We start from the raw sequence: 19,527 nt of genomic DNA, 5'->3' as shown, positions 1-19,527 counted from the left end.
ATCCAGCCGCGGCCGTCAACGGGCGGCGACCAGTTCCTGGGTGCTGGTGACCGTGCCGTCCGCGTGCTGGGTGAGGCGGAGGACCAGGACGTGTCGGCGGTCGGCCGGGGTGGTCACATGGAACGGGCGGCCCTTGTTCAGGCCGGGGGTCTTGAACTCCGCGCGGGTCCCGAAGGCTCCGAAGGCGCCCTCGCAGCCCGTGGCCGCGGTGATACCGAACGGGTCGCGGTCGTGGCCGGTGGCGGCGACGTCGTAGTCGACGTTCTTGTTGTCGGGCTTGGCGACGGTCCCGACGTTCATGGTGAGCCAGGCGTGGACCTTGACGTCCGAGCAGACGGCGACCTCGCTGACGGCTTGTGGATCCGGGTCGTTGAGTTCCTTGCCCTCGGCGTCCTCCCCGATCAGCAGCAGGGCGCCGACCACCGAGCCGATCAGTACGACGATGAGGACGGCGCCGAGCAGCATCATCGAACGCGGGCGAACGATCGGGAACATGACCCCTCCGAGGGGTGGACCGAGCGGGTGTTGTCGCTCCATAGGAGGGGCGCGGCCGGGCAGTTGTTCTGACCTCAGTGGCATCAGGACACCGCTGTGACACGTGGGTCGACCCGTCGTTACGGGAAAGCGGAGGAATCAGAGGAAGCGGGACGGGTCCTGACCAGGACCTGTCCTGACCAGGACGGGTCCTAGCCAGGACAGGTCCTAACTCCGGCCCATGCCCAGGTACTTCTCGCCCACCGGATCGATGTCCACGCCCAGCCCGTTCAGCAGACCGGCCAGCATCGTGTAGTACCCGACCGTCGTGATCAGCTCGACCACCTGACGGTCGGTCAGATGCTTGCGGAGTGTCTCCAACGTGGCGTCCGCCAGCGTGTGTTGGGCCAGCAGCTCCTCCGTCGCCGTCAGCATCACCGACTCGACCTCGTCGAACTCGCCCTCCTCGCGCCGGAGTTCGACGACCGCCGCCAACTGGTCGACGGTGACCCCCGCGTGGAGCGCGATCGGGCGGTGCTGGACGATCCCGTAGGCGCAGTCCGTGTGCGCCGCCACCGACATCACCACCAGCTCGCGCAACCGCACCGGTATCGACGACCCGAGCACGGCCATGCCCAGGTCGATCGCCGGACCTGTCAGATCAGGGGCGTGGGAGAGCATGCGGAACGCGTTCAACGGGGTGGGAAGCGCGTCCACGGCCTCGGCGGAACGCTCCGGGTACGGTATTCGAGCCACGGTGACCTCACTGGGATCTGGTCGATCGAGCCCCTCGACTCGGTCGAGGGGTGGGCACCCATCGCCGTACCCCCGTCAATCCTGCCGGAACCTCTCCCGCAGCTTCGGGAAACGTTCCGCGAGCACGGCCTCGTTCTCCAGATTGAGCGGCGCCCCGAGCGGCTCGGCCGGCGCGGGCGGAATCCCCAGGTCGGGGGCGACGGCTCCGGTCAGCTGCTCGTACGCCTCGTCTGCCGCGTACCCCAGCTCCTCCCCGTCGCCGTCGATCTCGTCGTCGAAGTCGTCGAGGAGCTCGGCCAGCGAGTCGGGGTCGTGCACCGCACCCTCGTACACCTCGCGGCCCTGACCGATCAGCCAGCACCGGAAGAAGTCGAACGCGTCGTCGCTCGCGCCGTCGAGCAGCACCCACGCGGCACCCCACAGGTCCCACGTGTACGCGCGGTTGTAACGGGCCTCGAAATGCCGGGCGAAGTCCAGGACCAGCTCCGGGTCCAGCAGCAGAAGCCGGTCGACGAGCAGGTCGGCCTGCTCCTCGGGGTCGCCCTCGGCAGCCTCGCGGGTGGCGTCCACCAACTCCCAGAACTCCGTCTCGTCCATCACGGGTCAAGCATCGGGCCTGGAGGGGTGGTGCGCACGTGGAGTGCAGCGGATTGTCACCTGGAGCGGGGCAGATCGTTATGGGCGGTGCGGTGCGGTGAGGGCCAGTGAGGTGTGGTGCGGTCGTCGGCTCTGGGCGGGGGCGCAGCGCGGCCGGTCGCCGTGCCGTTTCGGCAGGGTGGGCAGGTGCCGTGGGCAGGTGGGGTGGAGCGGGTGGTCATGTTCCGTACAGCGCCGCCAGCCGTAGCGCGTCGTTCGTGAAGCGTGCCCGCAGACTCTTCGGTGCCAGTACCTCCACGTCCGGGCCGAGACCCGCGAGCTGGCTGTGGGCCACCTCCTCGGACTCGACCGGCAGGGTCACCGTCACCCACCCGTCGTCGGCGTCCGGTGTGCCCGCAGCCTCCAGTGCCTCCCGCGCGGCGGCCGGATCGACGGCGTACGGCAGCCTTCGCGCGCCGTCCGCCGAGAGCCGTACCACCACCTCGGCCCGCAGGATCGACCGCGCGAACTGCTCCGCCCGCTCGTCCCAGAACGCCGGAAGTTCGAAATCCGGGTCCCGTACGAAGCGTTCTGCGCCCGGTTCCACCGTCGTGAACCGGTCGATGCGGTACACCCGGTAGGAATCGAGGTTGGCGGCGACCCGCGCGCACAGGTACCAGACCCCCGCCTTGAGGACGAGTCCGTACGGCTCCAGTTCCCGTTCGACGTCGGAGTCCCCGCGCCGGTACCGCGCGAGCAGCCTCCGGTCGTCCCAGACCGCGTCCGCTACGGCGGGGAGCAGTTCGGGTGTCTTGGGCTCCGTGAACCAGCCGGGGGCGTCGAGGTGGAACCGCTGGGCCGCCGCCCGCGAGGCATCCGACAGGGAGGGCATCAGTGCCGCGGACACCTTCAGCCGGGCGGCCGACGCGGCATCCTCCAACCCCATCTCGCGCAACGCCCCCGGGACCCCGCTCAGGAAGAGCGCCTCGGCCTCGCTACGGCCCAGCCCGGTCAACCGGGTCCGGTACCCGCCGACGAGCCGATATCCGCCGGCCCGCCCCCGGTCCGCGTATACCGGGACGCCCGCCTCGGACAGTGCCTGCGCGTCCCGGGTGACGGTCCGCTCGGAGACTTCCAGCTCGCGGGCCAGCTCGGCGGCGGTCATCGAGGGCCGGGACTGGAGCAGCAGCACCATTTTGATGAGACGGGCAGCGCGCATGCCTTCATGATGAGGGATCTCGCCCCCGCCACCCCTACCCGTCCCATCACTGGGGGCTGCCGCCCCCAGACCCCCGCTTCGGCCTGAACGGCCTCGTCCTCAAACGCCGGACGGGCTGAAAGACCAAACGCCGGAGAGGCTGATTTTCAGCCTCTCCGGCGTTTGAGGAGCGGGGGTCTGGGGGGCGGAGCCCCCTGGCGGGGTCTGGGGCGGAGCCCCAGAAGGATGGGACGGGTAGGGGCGGCGGGGGCGAAAGAAAAGCCCTACAGGCCGTACCGCTCCCGCGCCTCCTTCACCGCCGTAGCCTTCACTTCCCCACGTCGCGCCAGCTGCGCAAGGGCCGCCACGACGATCGACTCCGCGTCGACACCGAAGTACCGCCGAGCCGCGTCCCGCGTGTCCGACAGACCGAACCCGTCCGCACCCAGCGAGGACCAGTCCTGCTCGACCCACTGCGCGATCTGGTCGGGGACCTGGCGCATGTAGTCGGACACCGCGAGCACAGGCCCCTCGGCACCCTGCAGCGCCTGCCGCACGTACGGAACTCGCTCCTCGCCCCGCAGCAACGCCGCGTCCGCGTCCAACGCATCCCGCCGCAGCTCGGTCCAGGACGTGGCCGACCACACGTCAGCCGCCACCCCCCACTCCTCCGCGAGCAACCGCTGCGCCTTCAACGTCCAGTGAATCGCCGTACCGGAACCGAGCAGCTGGATCCGCGCCGCGTTGGCAGCCGGCGAAAGTCCCGCCGATTCCGCCGTGTTGAAGCGGTACAGGCCCTTGACGATGCCCTCGTCGATGCCGAGGCCGGCCGGCTTGGCGGGCTGGGGGATCGGCTCGTTGTAGACGGTGAGGTAGTAGAAGACGTTCGAGTCCTCGCCCGGGGCAGCCTCGCCGTACATCCGGCGGAGGCCGTCCTTCACGATCGCCGCGACCTCGTACGCGAACGCCGGGTCGTACGACAGCGCCGCCGGGTTCGTCGCCGCGATCACGGGGGAGTGACCGTCCGCGTGCTGAAGGCCCTCACCCGTGAGAGTCGTGCGGCCCGCCGTCGCTCCGACCAGGAAGCCGCGGCCCAGCTGGTCGCCGAGCTGCCACATCTGGTCGGCCGTGCGCTGCCAGCCGAACATCGAGTAGAAGATGTAGAAGGGGATCATCGCTTCGCCGTGCGTCGCGTACGACGTCGACGCGGCGATGAAGTCCGCCATCGAACCGGCCTCGGTGATCCCCTCGTTGAGGATCTGGCCGTTCTTGGCTTCCTTGTAGTACATGAGCTGGTCGCGGTCGACGGGCTCGTACGTCTGGCCCTTGGGGGAGTAGATCCCGAGCGACGGGAACAGGCTCTCCATGCCGAACGTGCGCGCCTCGTCCGGGACGATCGGCACCCAGCGCTTGCCGGTCTCCTTGTCGCGGACCAGGTCCTTCACCAGCCGTACGAACGCCATCGTCGTAGCGACGTTCTGGCTGCCCGAGCCCTTGTCGAAGGACGCGAACGTCTTGTCGGCGGCGGAGGGCAGCGGAGCGAGCGCGTGCGTACGGCGGGCCGGGGCCGGGCCGCCGAGGGCCGCGCGGCGCTCCTGGAGGTAGCGGACCTCGGGGGAGTCGGCGCCGGGGTGGCCGTAAGGAACGACTCCGTCGATGAAGTCGCTGTCCTTGATGGGGAGTTCGAGCAGGTCACGCATCTGCTTGAACTCGTCCGTCGACAGCTTCTTCATCTGGTGGTTGGCGTTCTTCGACGCGAAGCCCGCGCCGAGCGTGTGACCCTTGACCGTCTGCGCCAGGATGACCGTGGGGCCGCCCTTGTGCTCTACGGCCGCCTTGTACGCGGCGTAGACCTTGTTCGCCTCGTGACCACCGCGGGAGAGGTGGAAACACTCCAGGATCTTGTCGTCGCTCAGCAGCTTCGCCAGCTCGACGAGCGCCGGGTCCTTGCCGAAGAAGTCCTCGCGGATGTAGGCGGCGCCACGCGTCTGGTACGTCTGCACCTGGGCGTCCGGTACCTCGCGCAGGCGTCGTACGAGCGCGCCCGTGGTGTCGAGCCGGAACAGCTCGTCCCAGGCGTTGCCCCACAGGGACTTGATGACGTTCCAGCCGGCACCCCGGAACTGGGCCTCCAGCTCCTGCACGATCTTGAAGTTCGCGCGGACCGGGCCGTCGAGGCGCTGGAGGTTGCAGTTGATGACGAAGGTGAGGTTGTCCAGACCTTCGCGGGAAGCGAGTGCGAGGGCCGCCGTCGACTCGGGCTCGTCCATCTCGCCGTCGCCGAGGAATGCCCAGACGTGGGACTCGGAGACGTCCTTGATGCCGCGCGCGGTGAGGTAGCGGTTGAAGCGCGCCTGGTAGATCGCCGAGAGGGGGCCGAGGCCCATCGACACCGTCGGGAACTCCCACAGCCAGGGGAGGCGGCGCGGGTGCGGGTACGACGGGAGGCCGTTGCCGCCCGCCTCCTGGCGGAAGTTGTCGAGGTGCGCCTCGGTGAGGCGGCCGTCGAGGAAGGCGCGGGCGTAGATGCCGGGGGAGGCGTGGCCCTGGATGTAGAGCTGGTCGCCCGAGCCGGGCGCCTCCTGGGATTCCTTGCCCTTGAAGAAGTGGTTGAAGCCGGTCTCGTACAGCCAGGCCGCGGACGCGAAGGTCGCGATGTGGCCGCCGACGCCGTGTTTCGCGCCACGGGTCACCATCGCCGCCGCGTTCCAGCGGTTCCACGCGGTGATCCGGCGCTCCAGCGCCTCGTCGCCGGGCGCGGACGGCTCGGCGGGGGTCGGGATGGTGTTGACGTAGTCCGTCTCAAGCAGCTTGGGCAGCGCGACGCCGTTGCCCTCCGCGCGCTCCAGCGTGCGGCGCATCAGGTATGCGGCACGGTGCGGGCCGGCAGCCTTCGCGACGGCGTCCAGGGAGGCCTGCCATTCGGCGGTCTCCTCGGGGTCGCGGTCCGGGAGCTGGTCGAGCTCGCTCGGCTGGATGGCGTAGGGGTCGGTCATAACGCCGCCTTCCTCAGTCGAAGGGGGGTTCCCTCATCGGCAAGGGGATTTCGGGGGTGCCCTTGGTCTTTGGCAGGACAGGGCGGCGGGCCCTTGTAGGAGCCCGTCGGTGACTGTAACTCCCTGATCGATGATCGATCAAAGGTTCCCGGGCAAAATATCTTGATTACGAGAAAGTCGGCACGGGGTGCCTTTTGCCGGGGCACCGGGTGCCGTGTTTTCCGCCGGTTTCTGAGGAGTTTTCGCAGGTGAGCGTACCTGCGCTCGGCTGCGTCACGGGCGCGGGGCGCAGCCCAGAACGTGCGCCTTCACCAGCTCCGCGATCCGCGGATCCCGGCGCCGGAACGCGGCCACCAACTCCTCGTGCTCCTCCGCGTACGACTGCTGGACCGTCCCCAGCCAGCGGATCGACAGCGCCGTGAACACCTCGATGCCGAGGCCCTCCCAGGTGTGCAGCAGCACGGAGTTGCCGGCGGCGCGGACCAGCTCGCGGTGGAAGCCGACGGTGTGGCGGACCTGGCCGGTGCCGTCCGCGTTCCGGTCGGCCTCGTAGAGCGCGGCGACGTGCGGCTCCAGGGCCGAGCAGTCCGCGGCGAGCCGCTCGGCCGCCAGCTCCGCCGCGATGGCCTCAAGACCGGCCCGCACGGGGTAGCTCTCCTCCAGGTCGGCCGCGGTCAGATTCCGTACCCGTACGCCCTTGTTCGGCGCCGACTCGATCAGCCGCAGCGACTCCAGCTCGCGCAAGGCCTCCCGCACCGGCGTCTGGCTGACCTCAAGCTCCGTCGCGATCCGCCGCTCCACGATCCGCTCGCCCGGCTTCCAGCGGCCGCTCACGATCCCCTCCACGATGTGCTCGCGGATCTGTTCGCGCAGCGAGTGGACGACGGGCGCGGTCATGAGAGCTCCTTAAGGGCGTTTGACGTTTAGACAATAAGGCCGCACGCCCGCTCGGGAGGGGCGCACGGGGGCGCTTTCATGCAGGTGAGACGAGACTTACACGCTGGTGGGCGGTCTGCGCGGGTGCCCTTGGGGGCGTCGGGGGGCGCGATGAACTGGGGAGTTCGAAGCGAGGTCCGGGGTCCCAGGCTGGTGGCGGTGGGGTGACCGGTTGTCGACCGGCGCTCACTCCGGCGTGCGGTCCGGCGGGCGCCGCGCGGCTACGGATCGCTGCCGGCACCCCGCTCCCGGCGGCGCCCGTGTCTTCGTGAGACCGGACGGCACCCGGGAGTCCGGCCGAGTCGGCCGGGGTCGGCTGTGCGCCCCGCCCGGCGGCCACACCGGCGCCGGCACCCGACGGGATCGTACGCGGGGACGCTCGACCGCATGTCCCCGGGCGCGACCCGCTACCGCCGCGCAGGCTCCCCGACGAGCGACGTGGGCGCAGCCCGGGGCCGTGGTCCGGCAGGCGGCGCAGCGGGAACCCACCTCACCGGGCTGCCCGGACACGACGTACGCCCTGCCGCCGCCCGTGCGGGAAACGCGCGGTGCCCCCGCCCGGAAGATTCCGGAACGGGGGCACCGTACAGACAACAGGCCAGGTGGCTGACGAGTCGGCTACAGGCCGAGCTCGACCTCGAACTCGCCCGCCTCCAGGATCGCCTTGACCGCCGTCAGGTAGCGGGCGGCGTCCGCGCCGTCCACCAGGCGGTGGTCGTAGGAGAGGGTCAGGTACGTCATGTCGCGGACGCCGATGACCGTGCCCTCCTCGGTCTCGATGACCGCCGGGCGCTTGACCGTGGCACCGATGCCGAGGATCGCGACCTGGTTCGGGGGCACGATGATCGTGTCGAACAGGGCGCCGCGCGAACCGGTGTTGGAGATGGTGAAGGTCGCGCCGGACAGCTCGTCCGGGGTGATCTTGTTCGCCCGGACCTTGCCCGCGAGCTCGGCGGTGGCCTTGGCGATACCGGCGATGTTCAGGTCGCCCGCGTGCTTGATGACCGGGGTCATCAGGCCCTTCTCGGAGTCCACCGCGATACCGACGTTCTCGGTGTCGAAGTAGGTGATCGTGCCCTCTTCGACGTTGATCCGGGCGTTGATGGCCGGGTGGGCCTTCAGCGCCTGGGCCGCCGCCTTCACGAAGAACGGCATCGGGGAGAGCTTGACGCCCTCGCGGGCCGCGAAGGAGTCCTTCGCCTGCGCGCGGAGCTTCATCAGCCGCGTGATGTCGACCTCGACGACCGAGGACAGCTGCGCCTGCTCGTGCAGCGCCTTGACCATGTTGTCGCCGATGACCTTGCGGATGCGGGGCATCTTGACGGTCTGGCCGCGGAGCGGGGAGGCCTCCAGGACGGGGGCCTTCTTGGCGGTGGCGGCCGGTGCGGCGGCAGCGACTGGAGCCGGGGCCGCCGCGGCGGCCTTCGCTGCCTCGGCGGCGGCGATGACGTCCTGCTTGCGGATACGGCCGCCGACGCCGGTGCCCTTGACGGTGGACAGGTCCACGCCGTTCTCGGACGCGAGCTTGCGCACCAGCGGAGTGACATAGGCGCCGTCGTCCGTCGCCTGCGCGGCGGCGGGCGCCGGAGCGGCCGGGGCCACCGGAGCCGCGACCGGCGCGGGGGCCGGGGCAGCGGGCGCGACCGGAGCCGGAGCGGCGGCGACCGGAGCGGGCGCCGGAGCCGGGGCGGGCGGTGCGACCGGAGCCGCGGGGGCCACCGGCGCGGGGGCCGGAGCCGGAGCGGCAGCCGCCGGAGCGGGCGCCGGGGCGGCGGGCGCCGGGGCAGCCGCCGGAGCGGCACCCGGGGCGCCGACGACGGCGAGCTTGGCGCCGACCTCGGCGGTCTCGTCCTCGCCGACCAGGATCTCCAGCAGGACGCCGGCGACCGGGGAGGGGATCTCGGTGTCGACCTTGTCGGTCGAGACCTCCAGGAGGGGCTCGTCCTCCGCGACCTCTTCGCCGACCTGCTTCAGCCAGCGGGTGACGGTGCCCTCGGTGACCGACTCGCCCAGTGCGGGCAGCACGACGTCGGTACCGGTGGCGCCGGCCGCCGGAGCGGCGGCAACGGGGGCGGGGGCGGCCGGGGCGGGCGCCGGAGCCGCGGGGGCCTCGGCGACGGGCGCCGGGGCCGGAGCGGCAGCGGGCGCCGGCTCGGCGGCCGGGGCCGGGGCAGCGGCGGGAGCGCCGGTACCGTCGTCGATCACGGCCAGCTCGGCGCCGACCTCGACGGTCTCGTCCTCGGCCACCTTGATGGAGGCCAGCACACCGGCGACCGGCGAGGGGATCTCGGTGTCGACCTTGTCGGTCGACACTTCGAGCAGCGGCTCGTCGGCCTCTACTCGCTCGCCCTCGGCCTTCAGCCAGCGGGTGACAGTGCCCTCGGTGACGCTTTCACCGAGCGCCGGAAGGGTTACGGAAACCGCCATGGTTTCGGTTGCTCCTTACGAATTGCGGAAGTCTGTGTCGTCGTCCGACCGAGGGGGTCAGTCGTGGGAGTGGAGAGGCTTGCCCGCCAGTGCCAGGTGGGCCTCGCCGAGCGCCTCGTTCTGCGTCGGGTGGGCGTGGATCAGCTGGGCGACCTCGGCGGGCAGCGCTTCCCAGTTGTAGATCAGCTGGGCTTCGCCGACCTGCTCGCCCATGCGGTCGCCGACCATGTGGACGCCGACCACGGCACCGTCCTTCACCTGGACGAGCTTGATCTCGCCCGAGGTGTTGAGGATCTTGCTCTTGCCGTTGCCCGCGAGGTTGTACTTCAGAGCGACGACCTTGTCCGCGCCGTAGATCTCCTTGGCCTTGGCCTCGGTGATGCCCACGGAGGCGACCTCGGGGTGGCAGTACGTCACCCGGGGGACACCGTCGTAGTCGATCGGAACGGTCTTCAGACCGGCCAGACGCTCCGCCACCAGGATGCCCTCGGCGAAGCCGACGTGCGCGAGCTGGAGCGTCGGGACGAGGTCACCGACGGCGGAGATGGTCGGGACGTTCGTCCGCATGTACTCGTCGACCGTGACGTAGCCGCGGTCGATGGCGACACCCTGCTCCTCGTAGCCGAGACCGGCGGAGACCGGGCCGCGGCCCACGGCGACCAGCAGGAGCTCGGCCTCGAACTCCTTGCCGTCGGCGAGGGTGACCTTGACACCGTTCTCGGTGTACTCGGCCTTCGAGAAGAAGGTGCCCAGGTTGAACTTGATGCCGCGCTTGCGGAACGCGCGCTCAAGAAGCTTGGAGGAGTTCTCGTCCTCAAGAGGGGCGAGGTGCTTGAGGCCCTCGATGATCGTCACGTCGGCGCCGAAGGACTTCCACGCGGAGGCGAACTCCACGCCGATGACACCGCCGCCCAGGATGATCGCGGACTGCGGGACGCGGTCCAGGACGAGGGCGTGGTCCGAGGAGATGATCCGGTTGCCGTCGATCTCCAGGCCCGGCAGCGACTTCGGCACGGAGCCGGTCGCCAGCAGGACGTGGCGGCCCTGGATGCGCTGGCCGTTGACGTCGACGGAGGTGGGGGAGGAGAGCCGCCCCTCACCCTCGATGTAGTGCACCTTGCGGGATGCGATCAGACCCTGGAGTCCCTTGTACAGGCCCGAGATCACGCCGTCCTTGTACTTGTGGACGGCCGGTACGTCGATGCCCTCGAAGGTGGCCTTGACGCCGAACTGCTCGCTCTCGCGGGCCTGGTCGGCGATCTCGCCCGCGTGGAGCAGGGCCTTGGTGGGGATGCATCCTCGGTGCAGGCAGGTGCCGCCGACCTTGTCCTTCTCGATCAGGGCGACGTCCAGACCCAGCTGGGCCCCGCGCAGCGCCGCGGCGTACCCGCCACTACCACCGCCGAGGATCACTAGGTCGAAAACGGTGCTGGCGTCGTTCGCCACGTCACGTCCTCCATGCATGTGCGCCACGCCGGTCGGCGACGACCGGTCGGCGGCTGGTGTCCGGCCGCTCTTTCTTCGGCCCTGTGGTGGGGGCCCTGTCCTGCCGAGCCCATCTTCGCACTTGTCGAGGCCCAACGAGACGCCGGGCCTGGGTGTGAGACACCACACGCTCAATTGAGAGACACCAAGGTGCGATGCCCCAGGGGCGCGGGGCTGTGTCGATATGCAGCCGCCCACGCCCCTGAGGCATCGAGCTATGAGGCGAGGAACGTCAGCCCAGATCCCCGGCCGCGGTCAGCTCCGCCAGCCGCACCAGCGTCCGCACCGCGGACCCCGTACCGCCCTTGGGGGTGTAGCCGAACGGCCCGCCCTCGTTGAACGCCGGTCCAGCGATGTCGACGTGGGCCCAGGTGATCCCCTCGCCCACGAACTCCCGCAGGAACAGCCCGGCGACGAGCCCGCCACCCATCCGCTCACCCATGTTCGCGATGTCGGCGGTGGGAGAGTCCATCCCCTTGCGCAGGTGCTCGGGCAACGGCATCGGCCACGACGGCTCGCCGACCTCCTCGGCAGCATCGACGATCGCGGAGCGGAACGCCTCGTCGTTCGCCATCACACCGAAGGTCCGGCTCCCGAGCGCCAACACCATCGCACCCGTCAGCGTCGCCACGTCCACGATCGCGTCCGGCTTCTCCGCCGACGCCGCCCACAGCGCGTCCGCGAGGACGAGCCGGCCCTCCGCGTCCGTGTTGAGGACCTCGACGGTCTTGCCGCTGTACATGCGCAGCACGTCACCGGGACGCGTCGCGGAACCGGACGGCATGTTCTCGGCGAGCGCCAGCCAGCCGGTGACGTTGACGGCGAGGCCCAGACGCGCGGCGGCGACGACGGCCGCGAACACCGCGGCCGCACCGCTCATGTCGCACTTCATCGTCTCGTTGTGCCCGGCCGGCTTGAGCGAGATGCCGCCCGAGTCGTACGTGATGCCCTTGCCGACGAACGCGAGGTGCTTGGTCGCGTCGGCGTGCGTGTACGACAGCTTCACCAGGCGCGGACCGGCCGCGGAACCGGCGCCGACGCCGAGGATGCCGCCATAGCCGCCCTTCTCCAGGGCCTTCTCGTCGAGCACCTCCACCTTGATGCCGTGCTCCTTCGCCGCGGTCTGCGCGACGGCGGCGAAGGCCTCCGGGTCGAGGTCGTTCGGCGGGGTGTTGATCAGGTCGCGGGCGCGGTTGAGCTCCTCGGTGACCGCGAGCGCACGCTCTACGGCCGCCTTGTACTCCTTGTCGCGCGGCTTGCCGCCGAGCAGGGCGACCTCGCCGAGCGGGGCCTTGCCCTTCGCGTCCTTGGCGCCGCCCTTGTACGCGTCGAAGGAGTACGCGCCGAGCAGCGCGCCCTCGGCGATCGCGCCGGCGTCGGCGGCGTCCGCGAGGGGAAGCGCGAAGGCGGCCTTCTTGGCGCCGGTGAGCGCGCGGGCGGCAACGCCGGCGGCCCGGCGCAGCGCCTCGGCGCCGTACTCCTCGCCCTCCTCGGGCTCCGCGCCGAGTCCCACCGCGAGCACGAGCGGTGCCTTGAAGCCGGCCGGTGCGGGCAGCTTCGTGATCTCGCCCTCGGCACCGGAGGCGCCCAGGGTCTCCAGGACGCCGGCGAGCCTGCCGTCGTACGCCTTGTCCACGGCGTCGGCGCCCGGTGCGACGACCGGGCCCTTGCCGCCCTTGCCGACACCGATCACGATCGCGTCGGCCCGCAGGCCGGGCGCCGCGGCGGTGCTGAGAGTGAGAGCAGTCACAGTGGTGAATTCTCGCTTCCGATGTGAAGTTCCTGTGGTCGATCGGGGTGGGTCGACCGGGCCCGACAGCCGACCCTATTTCCGACCTGCGGCGGTGGTGGGCATAGGGGGCTGGTGGAGCGCCCAGGACGAGCGTACGCGCGTGTGCCTGATGGCTCATTCCCGGCGGGGGGTTCACCGGTTCCCGCGAGGGGTTCACCTATCGGAAGCGGAGTGGCCACTTCTCGATCCTCACCCTGGATGTCCTGCGCCACACTCGTGAGGTTCATGTGGGCGACATGCTCATCGATTTGCATGATTTCCACGGATCCTCCGCGAGACGACCACAGGGGGGATCGCCTGGGGGAGGGACGACATGGCACAGAGAACGCACAGGTGGAGAACCGGGGCCGCGGTACTGGCGGCCGCGGGACTGCTGGTGCTGGGCCTGGAGGCACCTGGCGCATCGGCCGCCGACGAACCTCGCATCGATCTCAAGGTACTGGTGGTGGACAACGGGGACAGTCCCGTCGGGGCCATCGCCGCCCAGCTCAAGAGCGAGGGCATTCCGTACACGACTGTGAACCTGAACGACTCGGGCCGCCCCACGATCGACGCGGCCTTCCTCAGCGACACGGTCGACGGCACACCCCGCGCGAAGTACCAGGGCGTCGTCCTGCCCAACGAGGCGCCGTTCGGGACGAGTTCGGCGGAACAGACCGCGCTGGACGCCTACGAGACGACGTACGGCATCCCGCAGGTCGACGCCTACACGTGGGCGCACCCGGAGGTCGGTCTCGACTACGCCGCCTACTCCGGGGCACTCGACGGGCATGAGGCAGATGTCACGGCCGACGGCAGGGCGGGCTCTTTCGGCTATCTCGACGGACCGCTCACGTTCGAGGACAACTCCTCGTCCGTGCAGGAGAGTTACGGTTTCGTGGCCACGCCCAGGACCGGTTTCACGAGCTACGTCGACACCGCCGTACCGGGCGGCACCGGGCGCGGCAGCCTGGTCGGCGAGTACGCGCACGACGGGCGCCGCGAACTGGTGCTGACCTTCGCGTACAACCAATACCAGGAGCAGTTCCGGGTGTTGGCGCCCGGCATCGTCGAATGGCTGACTCAGGGCGTGCACCTGGGCCAGGCGCGCAACTATTTTTCGGTGCATGTCGACGACGTCTTCGCGCCCGACGACCGCTGGGACACCGCGCTCAACTGCACGCCCGGCGACTACGACTGCGCGGCGGGCGAGGGCTCGACGGCCACGCCGATTCGGATGACCGCGGCCGACGCGGCGTACGCGGCCCAGTGGGAGCAGGACCACGGCTTCACCTTCGACCTGGCCTTCAACGCGGGCCTGGGCGAGGACTGGAAGAGCGAGAACGGCGGCACGGACGCCCTCACCGACCAACTCCTCGCCGACAAGGCCGACTTCCGCTGGATCAACCACACGTACACCCACGAATTCCTCGGCTGCGTCCAGGACTTGACGACCGTGCCCTGGAGCTGCGCGAAGAACGCGGACGGTACGACCCAGTACATGAGCCAGGCCGACATCTCCGCGGAGATCGCCGACAACTACGACTGGGCGCTGGCGAACGGCCTTCCGGTCGAGCGGGACGAGCTCGTCACCGGTGAGCACTCGGGCCTCAAGACGCTGCCGCAGCAGCCCGACGACAACCCGAACCTGGCCGGCGCCCTCACCGCCAACGGCATCACCTGGACGGCCTCCGACCACTCCCGCGAGAGCGACCAGCGGGCCGTCGGCGACACGCTCACCGTGCCCCGCTACCCGATGAACGTGTACTACAACACGGGCACCAAGGCCGAGATGGCCGACGAGTACAACTGGATCTACACCTCCACGGTCGACGGCGGCAGCGGCGCCTGCGAGAACAACCCCGACTCCACCTGTCTGGCAGCCCCGTTGGACACCGCCACCGGCTACGACGACTACATCGTCCCGCAGGAGGCGGCCACCGACCTCGGCCACGCCATCAGCAACGACCCGCTCCCGCACTACGCGCACCAGTCCAACCTGGCCGAGGACCGCGTCCTCTACCCGGTCCTGGACAAGGTGCTCGCCGACTACCAGGCGCTGTTCGCCGACAACACCCCGCTGGAGAACCTGCGGGAGAGCGCGATCGGCACCGAGCTGCAGAACCGCACCGCCTGGCAGACCGCCGTCACGAACGGCGACGTCGAGGCGTACCGGATCGGCACCACCGTCACCGTCGACGCCCCCACCGGGGTCCAGATCCCGGTGACCGCACCCGAAGGGACCACCAAGCAACTCCTGCTCGGCACCACCGCGTTCGGGACGCCGTACGCGGGAGAGCGCTCGGCCTGGACCACGCCGGAGCTTACGCAGACCGCTCTCACGCTGAACCTGCCCGCCTGACCCCACGACAGCGCAGCGCAGCCAGCCATCACGCGTACCCCGGCCACCACCGACCGGCCGGGGTACGCCAGAGCCGTCAACAGTTCCGCAGGGGGGAACTCGCATGATGCGCACCGGCCGTCATGTCACCATGCTCACCGAAGGCACCTATCCGCACGTCCACGGCGGGGTCAGCACCTGGTGCGACCAGCTCGTCAAGGGCATGCCGGAGGTCGACTTCCACATCCTGTCGCTCACCGGCAGCGGTCGCGAACCCGTGACCTGGGAGCTGCCGTCCAACGCCTACCGCCACACGTCCGTCCCGACCTGGGGCCCGCGCCCCGGCCGCCGCGGGCACGGCCTGTACGGCGCCGCCCGCCGCCGCTTCGTCGACTCCTACGAGCGGTTCCTGCTCTCCTTCCTCGACCCCGAGGCGCACTGCGACTTCGGCGAGAGCCTCTACGACCTGGCCCAACTGGCCCGCGAAGGACGCCTGTCGGCGGCCCTGCGCACCGAGACGGCGCTGCGCTCGCTGATGTGGATATGGACGATGCCGCACCTGGCAACGGCCGCCGCCCGCCCCACAGTTCACGACGCGCTCACCGCAACGGACCTGCTGGAGCACGCACTTCGCCCGCTCGGCGTCCGCATCCCCGAGGACTGTGTCGCGCACGCCGTCAGCAGCGGCCTCGCGACCCTGCCCGCGCTCGCCGCCAAGAAGCTCGACGGAGTGCCCTTCCTCCTCACCGAGCACGGCATCTACCTGCGCGAGCGCTACCTCGGCTACCGCCGCGACGGCCAGCGCTGGCCCGTGAAGGCCTTCATGCTCGGCTTCTACCGCGAGCTGAACTCCCACGGGTACAAGGCCGCCGACCTGATCACCCCGTGCAACCAGTACAACCGCCGCTGGGAGGAGCGCGGCGGCGCCGACGCCGACAGGATCCGCACGGTCTACAACGGCGTCGACCCGGCCGCCTTCCCGCACGCGGGCCCCGAACCGGAGATCCCCACCCTCTCCTGGTGCGGCCGCGTGGACCCCATCAAGGATCTTGAAACACTTCTACGCGCGTATGCGTCGGTCCGCGCCGAGATGCCGGAGACCCGGCTACGGCTGTTCGGTCCCGTCCCGGCCGGCGGCGAGGCCTACCGCACCCGCCTGGAGAAGCTGGCCGCCGAGCTGGGCGTCACCGACGGGGTCACCTTCGAGGGCCGCATCACCGAAGTGTGGCGGGCCTACGCCGCCGGTCACGTCGTCATGCTGTCGTCGATCTCCGAGGGCTTCCCGTTCTCCATCATCGAGGCCATGTCCTGCGGCCGTACGACCGTCTCGACCGACGTCGGCGGAGTGAGCGAGGCCGTCGGCGACACCGGCCTCGTGGTGCCGCCGCGCGAGCCGGAGAAGATGGCCGCCGCCGCCCTCACCCTTCTCCGGGACGACGAACGCCGTCTGAAATTGGGGGAGTTGTCCCGCCAGAGGGTTATCGAGCGCTTCACGTTGCGTCGCTCGGTGGATAATTTCCGGACTATTTACCAAGAGCTCGCGGGCCGCCCCGAGGTGTACGAGCCCACCGTCGAGACCGTCGCCGACTGGACCGCCGAGCTGCGCGATCCGTGGTACAAGGCCGTCGCCACGGACGGGACGGACTGGTGACCGGTTCCATCTGGCTGCCACCGGGCGCGAGTTCGGAAACTCTCCTCGGCGTCCCCAAGCAACGCCCCTCGCCGAGCTGGGCCGAACCCGACCCGATCGCCGAACTCGCCGAACGCCTCGACGAGTTCGTCGCCGCGGCCGTGCACCCCGACGAGATCGCCGCCCTCCTCGAATCCGACGGCATGTCGGACGACCAGATACGCGAGCGGTACGGCGTCAAGAACTCCTTCGCCCTGGCGGAGGAGTTGTACGAACGCGTAGCCCGCCGCTTCCCGGAGCCGGACGGCCCGGTCCACGACCCGTGGCAAGTAGGCCTGCTCGGCTGCCTGTTGAGGGGAGTCGTCTTCGCGTTGCCCGGCTTCGGCTACGTCCTGGGCGCCCCCTTCCTGGCAGGCCACCCCGAGTCCTTCGGCCTCCCCGCAGGCACCCTCCCCCTTCTGGCCGGCGCCTTGGTCGGGTGGACCTGGAACCAGGGCCTGGCCCACCGGGCGTACTCCTGGCTCGGCTTGGGCGACAAGTCCGCCGCCCGCCGCAGCCTCCTCGTCGGGGCACCCTTGGGCGCACTCCTCGGCGCCGCGGTCGCGCTGGCCGTCGCGGGCACCGCCCAGTCGGTCGCCGTTGCCTTCGCGGCCGGCCAGTCCTGCTACCTGGGCGCGGCCACCATCCTCCTGGTCATGGGCCGCGAACGGGCGTTGCTGGCAACGCTGTTGCCGATGACGGCGGGCGCGGTGGCAGCGATGGTCCACGAGATCCCGGACGCGGCAAGACTGGCCCTGCTGCTGGGCTCCCTGCTGGCGGTGACGACACTGGCTCTACTTGAAGTAAGGCCCGACGGGACTGCCTTCAAGGGGCGCGGGGCTGTATTCAACCCCCGACTCAGTGCCAGCCTCCCCTTCGCCCTGTTCGGCTTCAGCAGCGGTGCCCTGGTCCTCTACGCAGCCCTGGGAGACATCCTCGCCGGCACAACACACAGCGCGGCCGCGGCCCCAGCCGCAGTCGCGCTGACCCTGAGCATGGGCCCAGCCGAATGGCTCCTGTACCGCTTCCGCAGCGGCAGCCTCACCGGCCTGCGCAACAGCCGTACCCCCAAGGCTTTTTGGCTCACAACAGGCCGAACCCTCACCCTGTGCCTGACCACATACCTGGCCGCGTTGTCCGCCCTCACCGCCCTCGCCACCACCCTCTGGCCCCACACCCCCGGCATCGACGGAGTGAGCCTCGCCGCCCTGCTCCTCCTGGGCACGGTCCTGTGGACGGGCCTGCTCCTGCAGTCCTTCGGCGCGGTCCTCGGCGCGGCAGCGATCTGCTGCACGGCAGCGCTGGCCCAGACGCTGGCACTCCTCACCCACGCAGCCGGCCCGCACTGGATCGCCCTGTTCGTGAACGGCACCGCGGCCCTGGTCCAAGCAGCCCTGATCTGCGCACTGTTGGGCAGGGTGACGGCCCACAGATGAGCCAACTGCTGGTCCCGTACTACGAGCACCCGACCGTCCGCCCCGCGGAGTGGGCCGCGATCGTGGCGGCGGCCCCCCGCCTCTACGCCGTGGTCCTCAACCCGGCCAGCGGCCCCGGCGAGGCCCCGGACCCGGCCTTCGCCGAGGTGGCGGCCCAACTCCGCGCGGTTGGGGGTACCCCCTCTGGGGGAGTCCGGTTGCTCGGCTACACGGACACGGACTACGGCCGACGCCCCTACGCGGACGTAGTGGAGGACCTGACCCACTACCGCGACTGGTACGGCACGGACGGCGCCTTCCTGGACCAAGTGGCAGCAGACCAGAAGGAGTTCAGGCACTACCAGCGCATCGCCACGGCCGCCTGGGGCACAGGCTGCGCCACACTCGTCCTGAACCACGGCACGACCCCGCACTCGTCGTACGCCCGCATAGCCGACGTCCTGGTGACCTTCGAGGGCCCCTGGACGACGTACCGCCAACTACCGCCCCAGTCCTGGCGAGGCACAACGGGAATCCGCTTCGGCCACCTCGTCCACGGCGTCCCGCCCGACGTCGATTTCGAAGCGGAGGCCCGGGCGCGAGGGGCCTCGGTGCACTGCGCGGTACCGGGCGTGGGAGATCATCCGTGGGGTACCTTGCCCCACACCCTGGAGCCCGTTCAGTGAGACGCCCCACCCTGCTGCCAGCCCTGCTCCTGCTGCTCCTCGCGGGCTGCACGTCCACCCCCGACGACAAGCCGACCCCCACGCAGACCACCGGGAAGCACTGGCAGCCCCGCCCGGGAGTGGCCTGGCAGTGGCAGCTCAGCGGGCGCCTGGACACCTCCGTCGACGTCCCGGTCTACGACATCGACGGCTTCGACCACTCCAAGGCGACGGTGACCGCGCTGCACGACAAGGGCCGCAAGGTCATCTGCTACATCTCGACCGGCGCCTGGGAGGACTTCCGCCCCGACGCCAAGAAGTTCCCCAAGTCGGTGCTGGGCAAGGGCAACGGCTGGAAGGGCGAACGCTGGCTCGACATCCGCCGCACGGACGTGCTGGAGCCGTTGATGGCGGCCCGCCTCGACATGTGCCGCGAGAAGGGCTTCGACGCGGTCGAGCCCGACAACATGGACGGCTACCAGAACGACACCGGCTTCCCCCTCAAGGCCGCCGACCAACTCCGTTACAACCGCCTCATCGCCAAGCTGGCCCACGCCCGGGGCATGGCCGTCGGCCTGAAGAACGACCTCGACCAGATCCCCGCCCTGGTAAGCGACTTCGACTTCGCGGTCAACGAACAGTGCGCCCAGTACGACGAGTGCGACACCCTGACCCCGTTCATCAAGGCGAACAAGGCCGTCTTCCACGTCGAGTACGACCTCCCGACGAGCCGTTTCTGCGCCGACTCCCGCCGCCTGAAGCTGAGTTCACTGGAGAAGAAGTACGAGTTGGGTGCGTGGCGCCGGTCCTGTTAGACA

The 19,527-nt window shown here is 70.2% G+C and carries 14 protein-coding genes; 5 read left to right on the top strand and 9 right to left on the bottom strand.

Annotated elements, in window-relative coordinates:
- Window positions 1-15 precede the first annotated feature (15 nt).
- From OG496_RS18430 to OG496_RS18390, 9 genes are all read right to left on the bottom strand, one after another.
- Window positions 16-495 carry a hypothetical protein gene (locus OG496_RS18430; RefSeq protein WP_405971615.1) on the bottom strand — a complete coding sequence of 160 codons (480 nt, stop codon included), beginning with the start codon at window positions 493-495 and terminating at the stop codon, window positions 16-18.
- A 207-nt stretch (window positions 496-702) separates the two neighbouring features.
- On the bottom strand, window positions 703-1,230 hold the full coding sequence (locus OG496_RS18425; RefSeq protein ID WP_405971614.1) for a carboxymuconolactone decarboxylase family protein: 528 nt from the start codon (window positions 1,228-1,230) through the stop codon (window positions 703-705).
- Window positions 1,231-1,305: 75 nt separating this feature from the next.
- Complete coding sequence (locus OG496_RS18420) at window positions 1,306-1,827, bottom strand: DUF4240 domain-containing protein (protein ID WP_366491402.1); 522 nt, start codon at window positions 1,825-1,827, stop codon at window positions 1,306-1,308.
- 217 nt (window positions 1,828-2,044) lie between these two features.
- Window positions 2,045-3,025, bottom strand: a complete 981-nt coding sequence (locus OG496_RS18415) for a helix-turn-helix transcriptional regulator (RefSeq protein ID WP_405971613.1) — start codon at window positions 3,023-3,025, stop codon at window positions 2,045-2,047.
- Between the two features lie 263 nt (window positions 3,026-3,288).
- Entirely contained in the window at window positions 3,289-6,000 is a 2,712-nt protein-coding gene (gene aceE, locus OG496_RS18410) for a pyruvate dehydrogenase (acetyl-transferring), homodimeric type (protein ID WP_405971612.1), read from the bottom strand.
- A 273-nt stretch (window positions 6,001-6,273) separates the two neighbouring features.
- The gene (locus OG496_RS18405; protein WP_366493938.1) at window positions 6,274-6,897 is read right to left on the bottom strand and encodes a GntR family transcriptional regulator; all 624 of its coding nucleotides are present in this window, start codon (window positions 6,895-6,897) and stop codon (window positions 6,274-6,276) included.
- A 657-nt stretch (window positions 6,898-7,554) separates the two neighbouring features.
- On the bottom strand, window positions 7,555-9,363 hold the full coding sequence (gene sucB / locus OG496_RS18400) for a 2-oxoglutarate dehydrogenase, E2 component, dihydrolipoamide succinyltransferase (RefSeq protein WP_405971611.1): 1,809 nt from the start codon (window positions 9,361-9,363) through the stop codon (window positions 7,555-7,557).
- 57 nt (window positions 9,364-9,420) lie between these two features.
- Complete coding sequence (gene lpdA / locus OG496_RS18395; protein ID WP_200691806.1) at window positions 9,421-10,809, bottom strand: dihydrolipoyl dehydrogenase; 1,389 nt, start codon at window positions 10,807-10,809, stop codon at window positions 9,421-9,423.
- Window positions 10,810-11,080: 271 nt separating this feature from the next.
- A complete protein-coding gene (locus OG496_RS18390) occupies window positions 11,081-12,598 on the bottom strand; it encodes a leucyl aminopeptidase (RefSeq protein WP_405971610.1) in 1,518 nt (505 codons plus the stop codon).
- Between the two features lie 355 nt (window positions 12,599-12,953).
- On the opposite strand from OG496_RS18390, the gene OG496_RS18385 reads away from it, so the two are divergent.
- The 5 genes from OG496_RS18385 to OG496_RS18365 all read left to right on the top strand — a co-directional run bounded on the left by OG496_RS18385 (window position 12,954) and on the right by OG496_RS18365 (window position 19,524).
- Window positions 12,954-14,981, top strand: coding sequence for a hypothetical protein (locus OG496_RS18385; protein ID WP_405971609.1), 2,028 nt, complete (start codon window positions 12,954-12,956; stop codon window positions 14,979-14,981).
- 103 nt (window positions 14,982-15,084) lie between these two features.
- On the top strand, window positions 15,085-16,611 hold the full coding sequence (pelF, locus tag OG496_RS18380; protein WP_405971608.1) for a GT4 family glycosyltransferase PelF: 1,527 nt from the start codon (window positions 15,085-15,087) through the stop codon (window positions 16,609-16,611).
- Entirely contained in the window at window positions 16,608-18,065 is a 1,458-nt protein-coding gene (locus OG496_RS18375) for a hypothetical protein (protein ID WP_405971607.1), read from the top strand. Before pelF ends, OG496_RS18375 begins: the two co-directional genes overlap by 4 nt.
- On the top strand, window positions 18,062-18,730 hold the full coding sequence (locus OG496_RS18370) for a spherulation-specific family 4 protein (protein WP_405971606.1): 669 nt from the start codon (window positions 18,062-18,064) through the stop codon (window positions 18,728-18,730). Before OG496_RS18375 ends, OG496_RS18370 begins: the two co-directional genes overlap by 4 nt.
- The gene (locus OG496_RS18365; RefSeq protein ID WP_405971605.1) at window positions 18,727-19,524 is read left to right on the top strand and encodes an endo alpha-1,4 polygalactosaminidase; all 798 of its coding nucleotides are present in this window, start codon (window positions 18,727-18,729) and stop codon (window positions 19,522-19,524) included. Before OG496_RS18370 ends, OG496_RS18365 begins: the two co-directional genes overlap by 4 nt.
- Window positions 19,525-19,527 lie beyond the last annotated feature (3 nt).

Origin of the sequence: Streptomyces sp. NBC_00988, assembly GCF_045162645.1 — a bacterium.
In the GTDB taxonomy this organism is placed as follows: Bacteria; Actinomycetota; Actinomycetes; order Streptomycetales; family Streptomycetaceae; genus Streptomyces.
This window is presented reverse-complemented; position numbering and strand designations above follow the sequence as displayed.

Coding starts and splice junctions, on each gene's coding strand:
- OG496_RS18430 (WP_405971615.1), bottom strand. CDS start 495: ATGTTCCCGATCGTTCGCCCGCGTTCGATGATGCTGCTCGGCGCCGTC.
- OG496_RS18420 (WP_366491402.1), bottom strand. CDS start 1,827: ATGGACGAGACGGAGTTCTGGGAGTTGGTGGACGCCACCCGCGAGGCT.
- OG496_RS18415 (WP_405971613.1), bottom strand. CDS start 3,025: ATGCGCGCTGCCCGTCTCATCAAAATGGTGCTGCTGCTCCAGTCCCGG.
- aceE (WP_405971612.1), bottom strand. CDS start 6,000: ATGACCGACCCCTACGCCATCCAGCCGAGCGAGCTCGACCAGCTCCCG.
- OG496_RS18405 (WP_366493938.1), bottom strand. CDS start 6,897: ATGACCGCGCCCGTCGTCCACTCGCTGCGCGAACAGATCCGCGAGCAC.
- sucB (WP_405971611.1), bottom strand. CDS start 9,363: ATGGCGGTTTCCGTAACCCTTCCGGCGCTCGGTGAAAGCGTCACCGAG.
- OG496_RS18385 (WP_405971609.1), top strand. CDS start 12,954: ATGGCACAGAGAACGCACAGGTGGAGAACCGGGGCCGCGGTACTGGCG.
- pelF (WP_405971608.1), top strand. CDS start 15,085: ATGATGCGCACCGGCCGTCATGTCACCATGCTCACCGAAGGCACCTAT.
- OG496_RS18370 (WP_405971606.1), top strand. CDS start 18,062: ATGAGCCAACTGCTGGTCCCGTACTACGAGCACCCGACCGTCCGCCCC.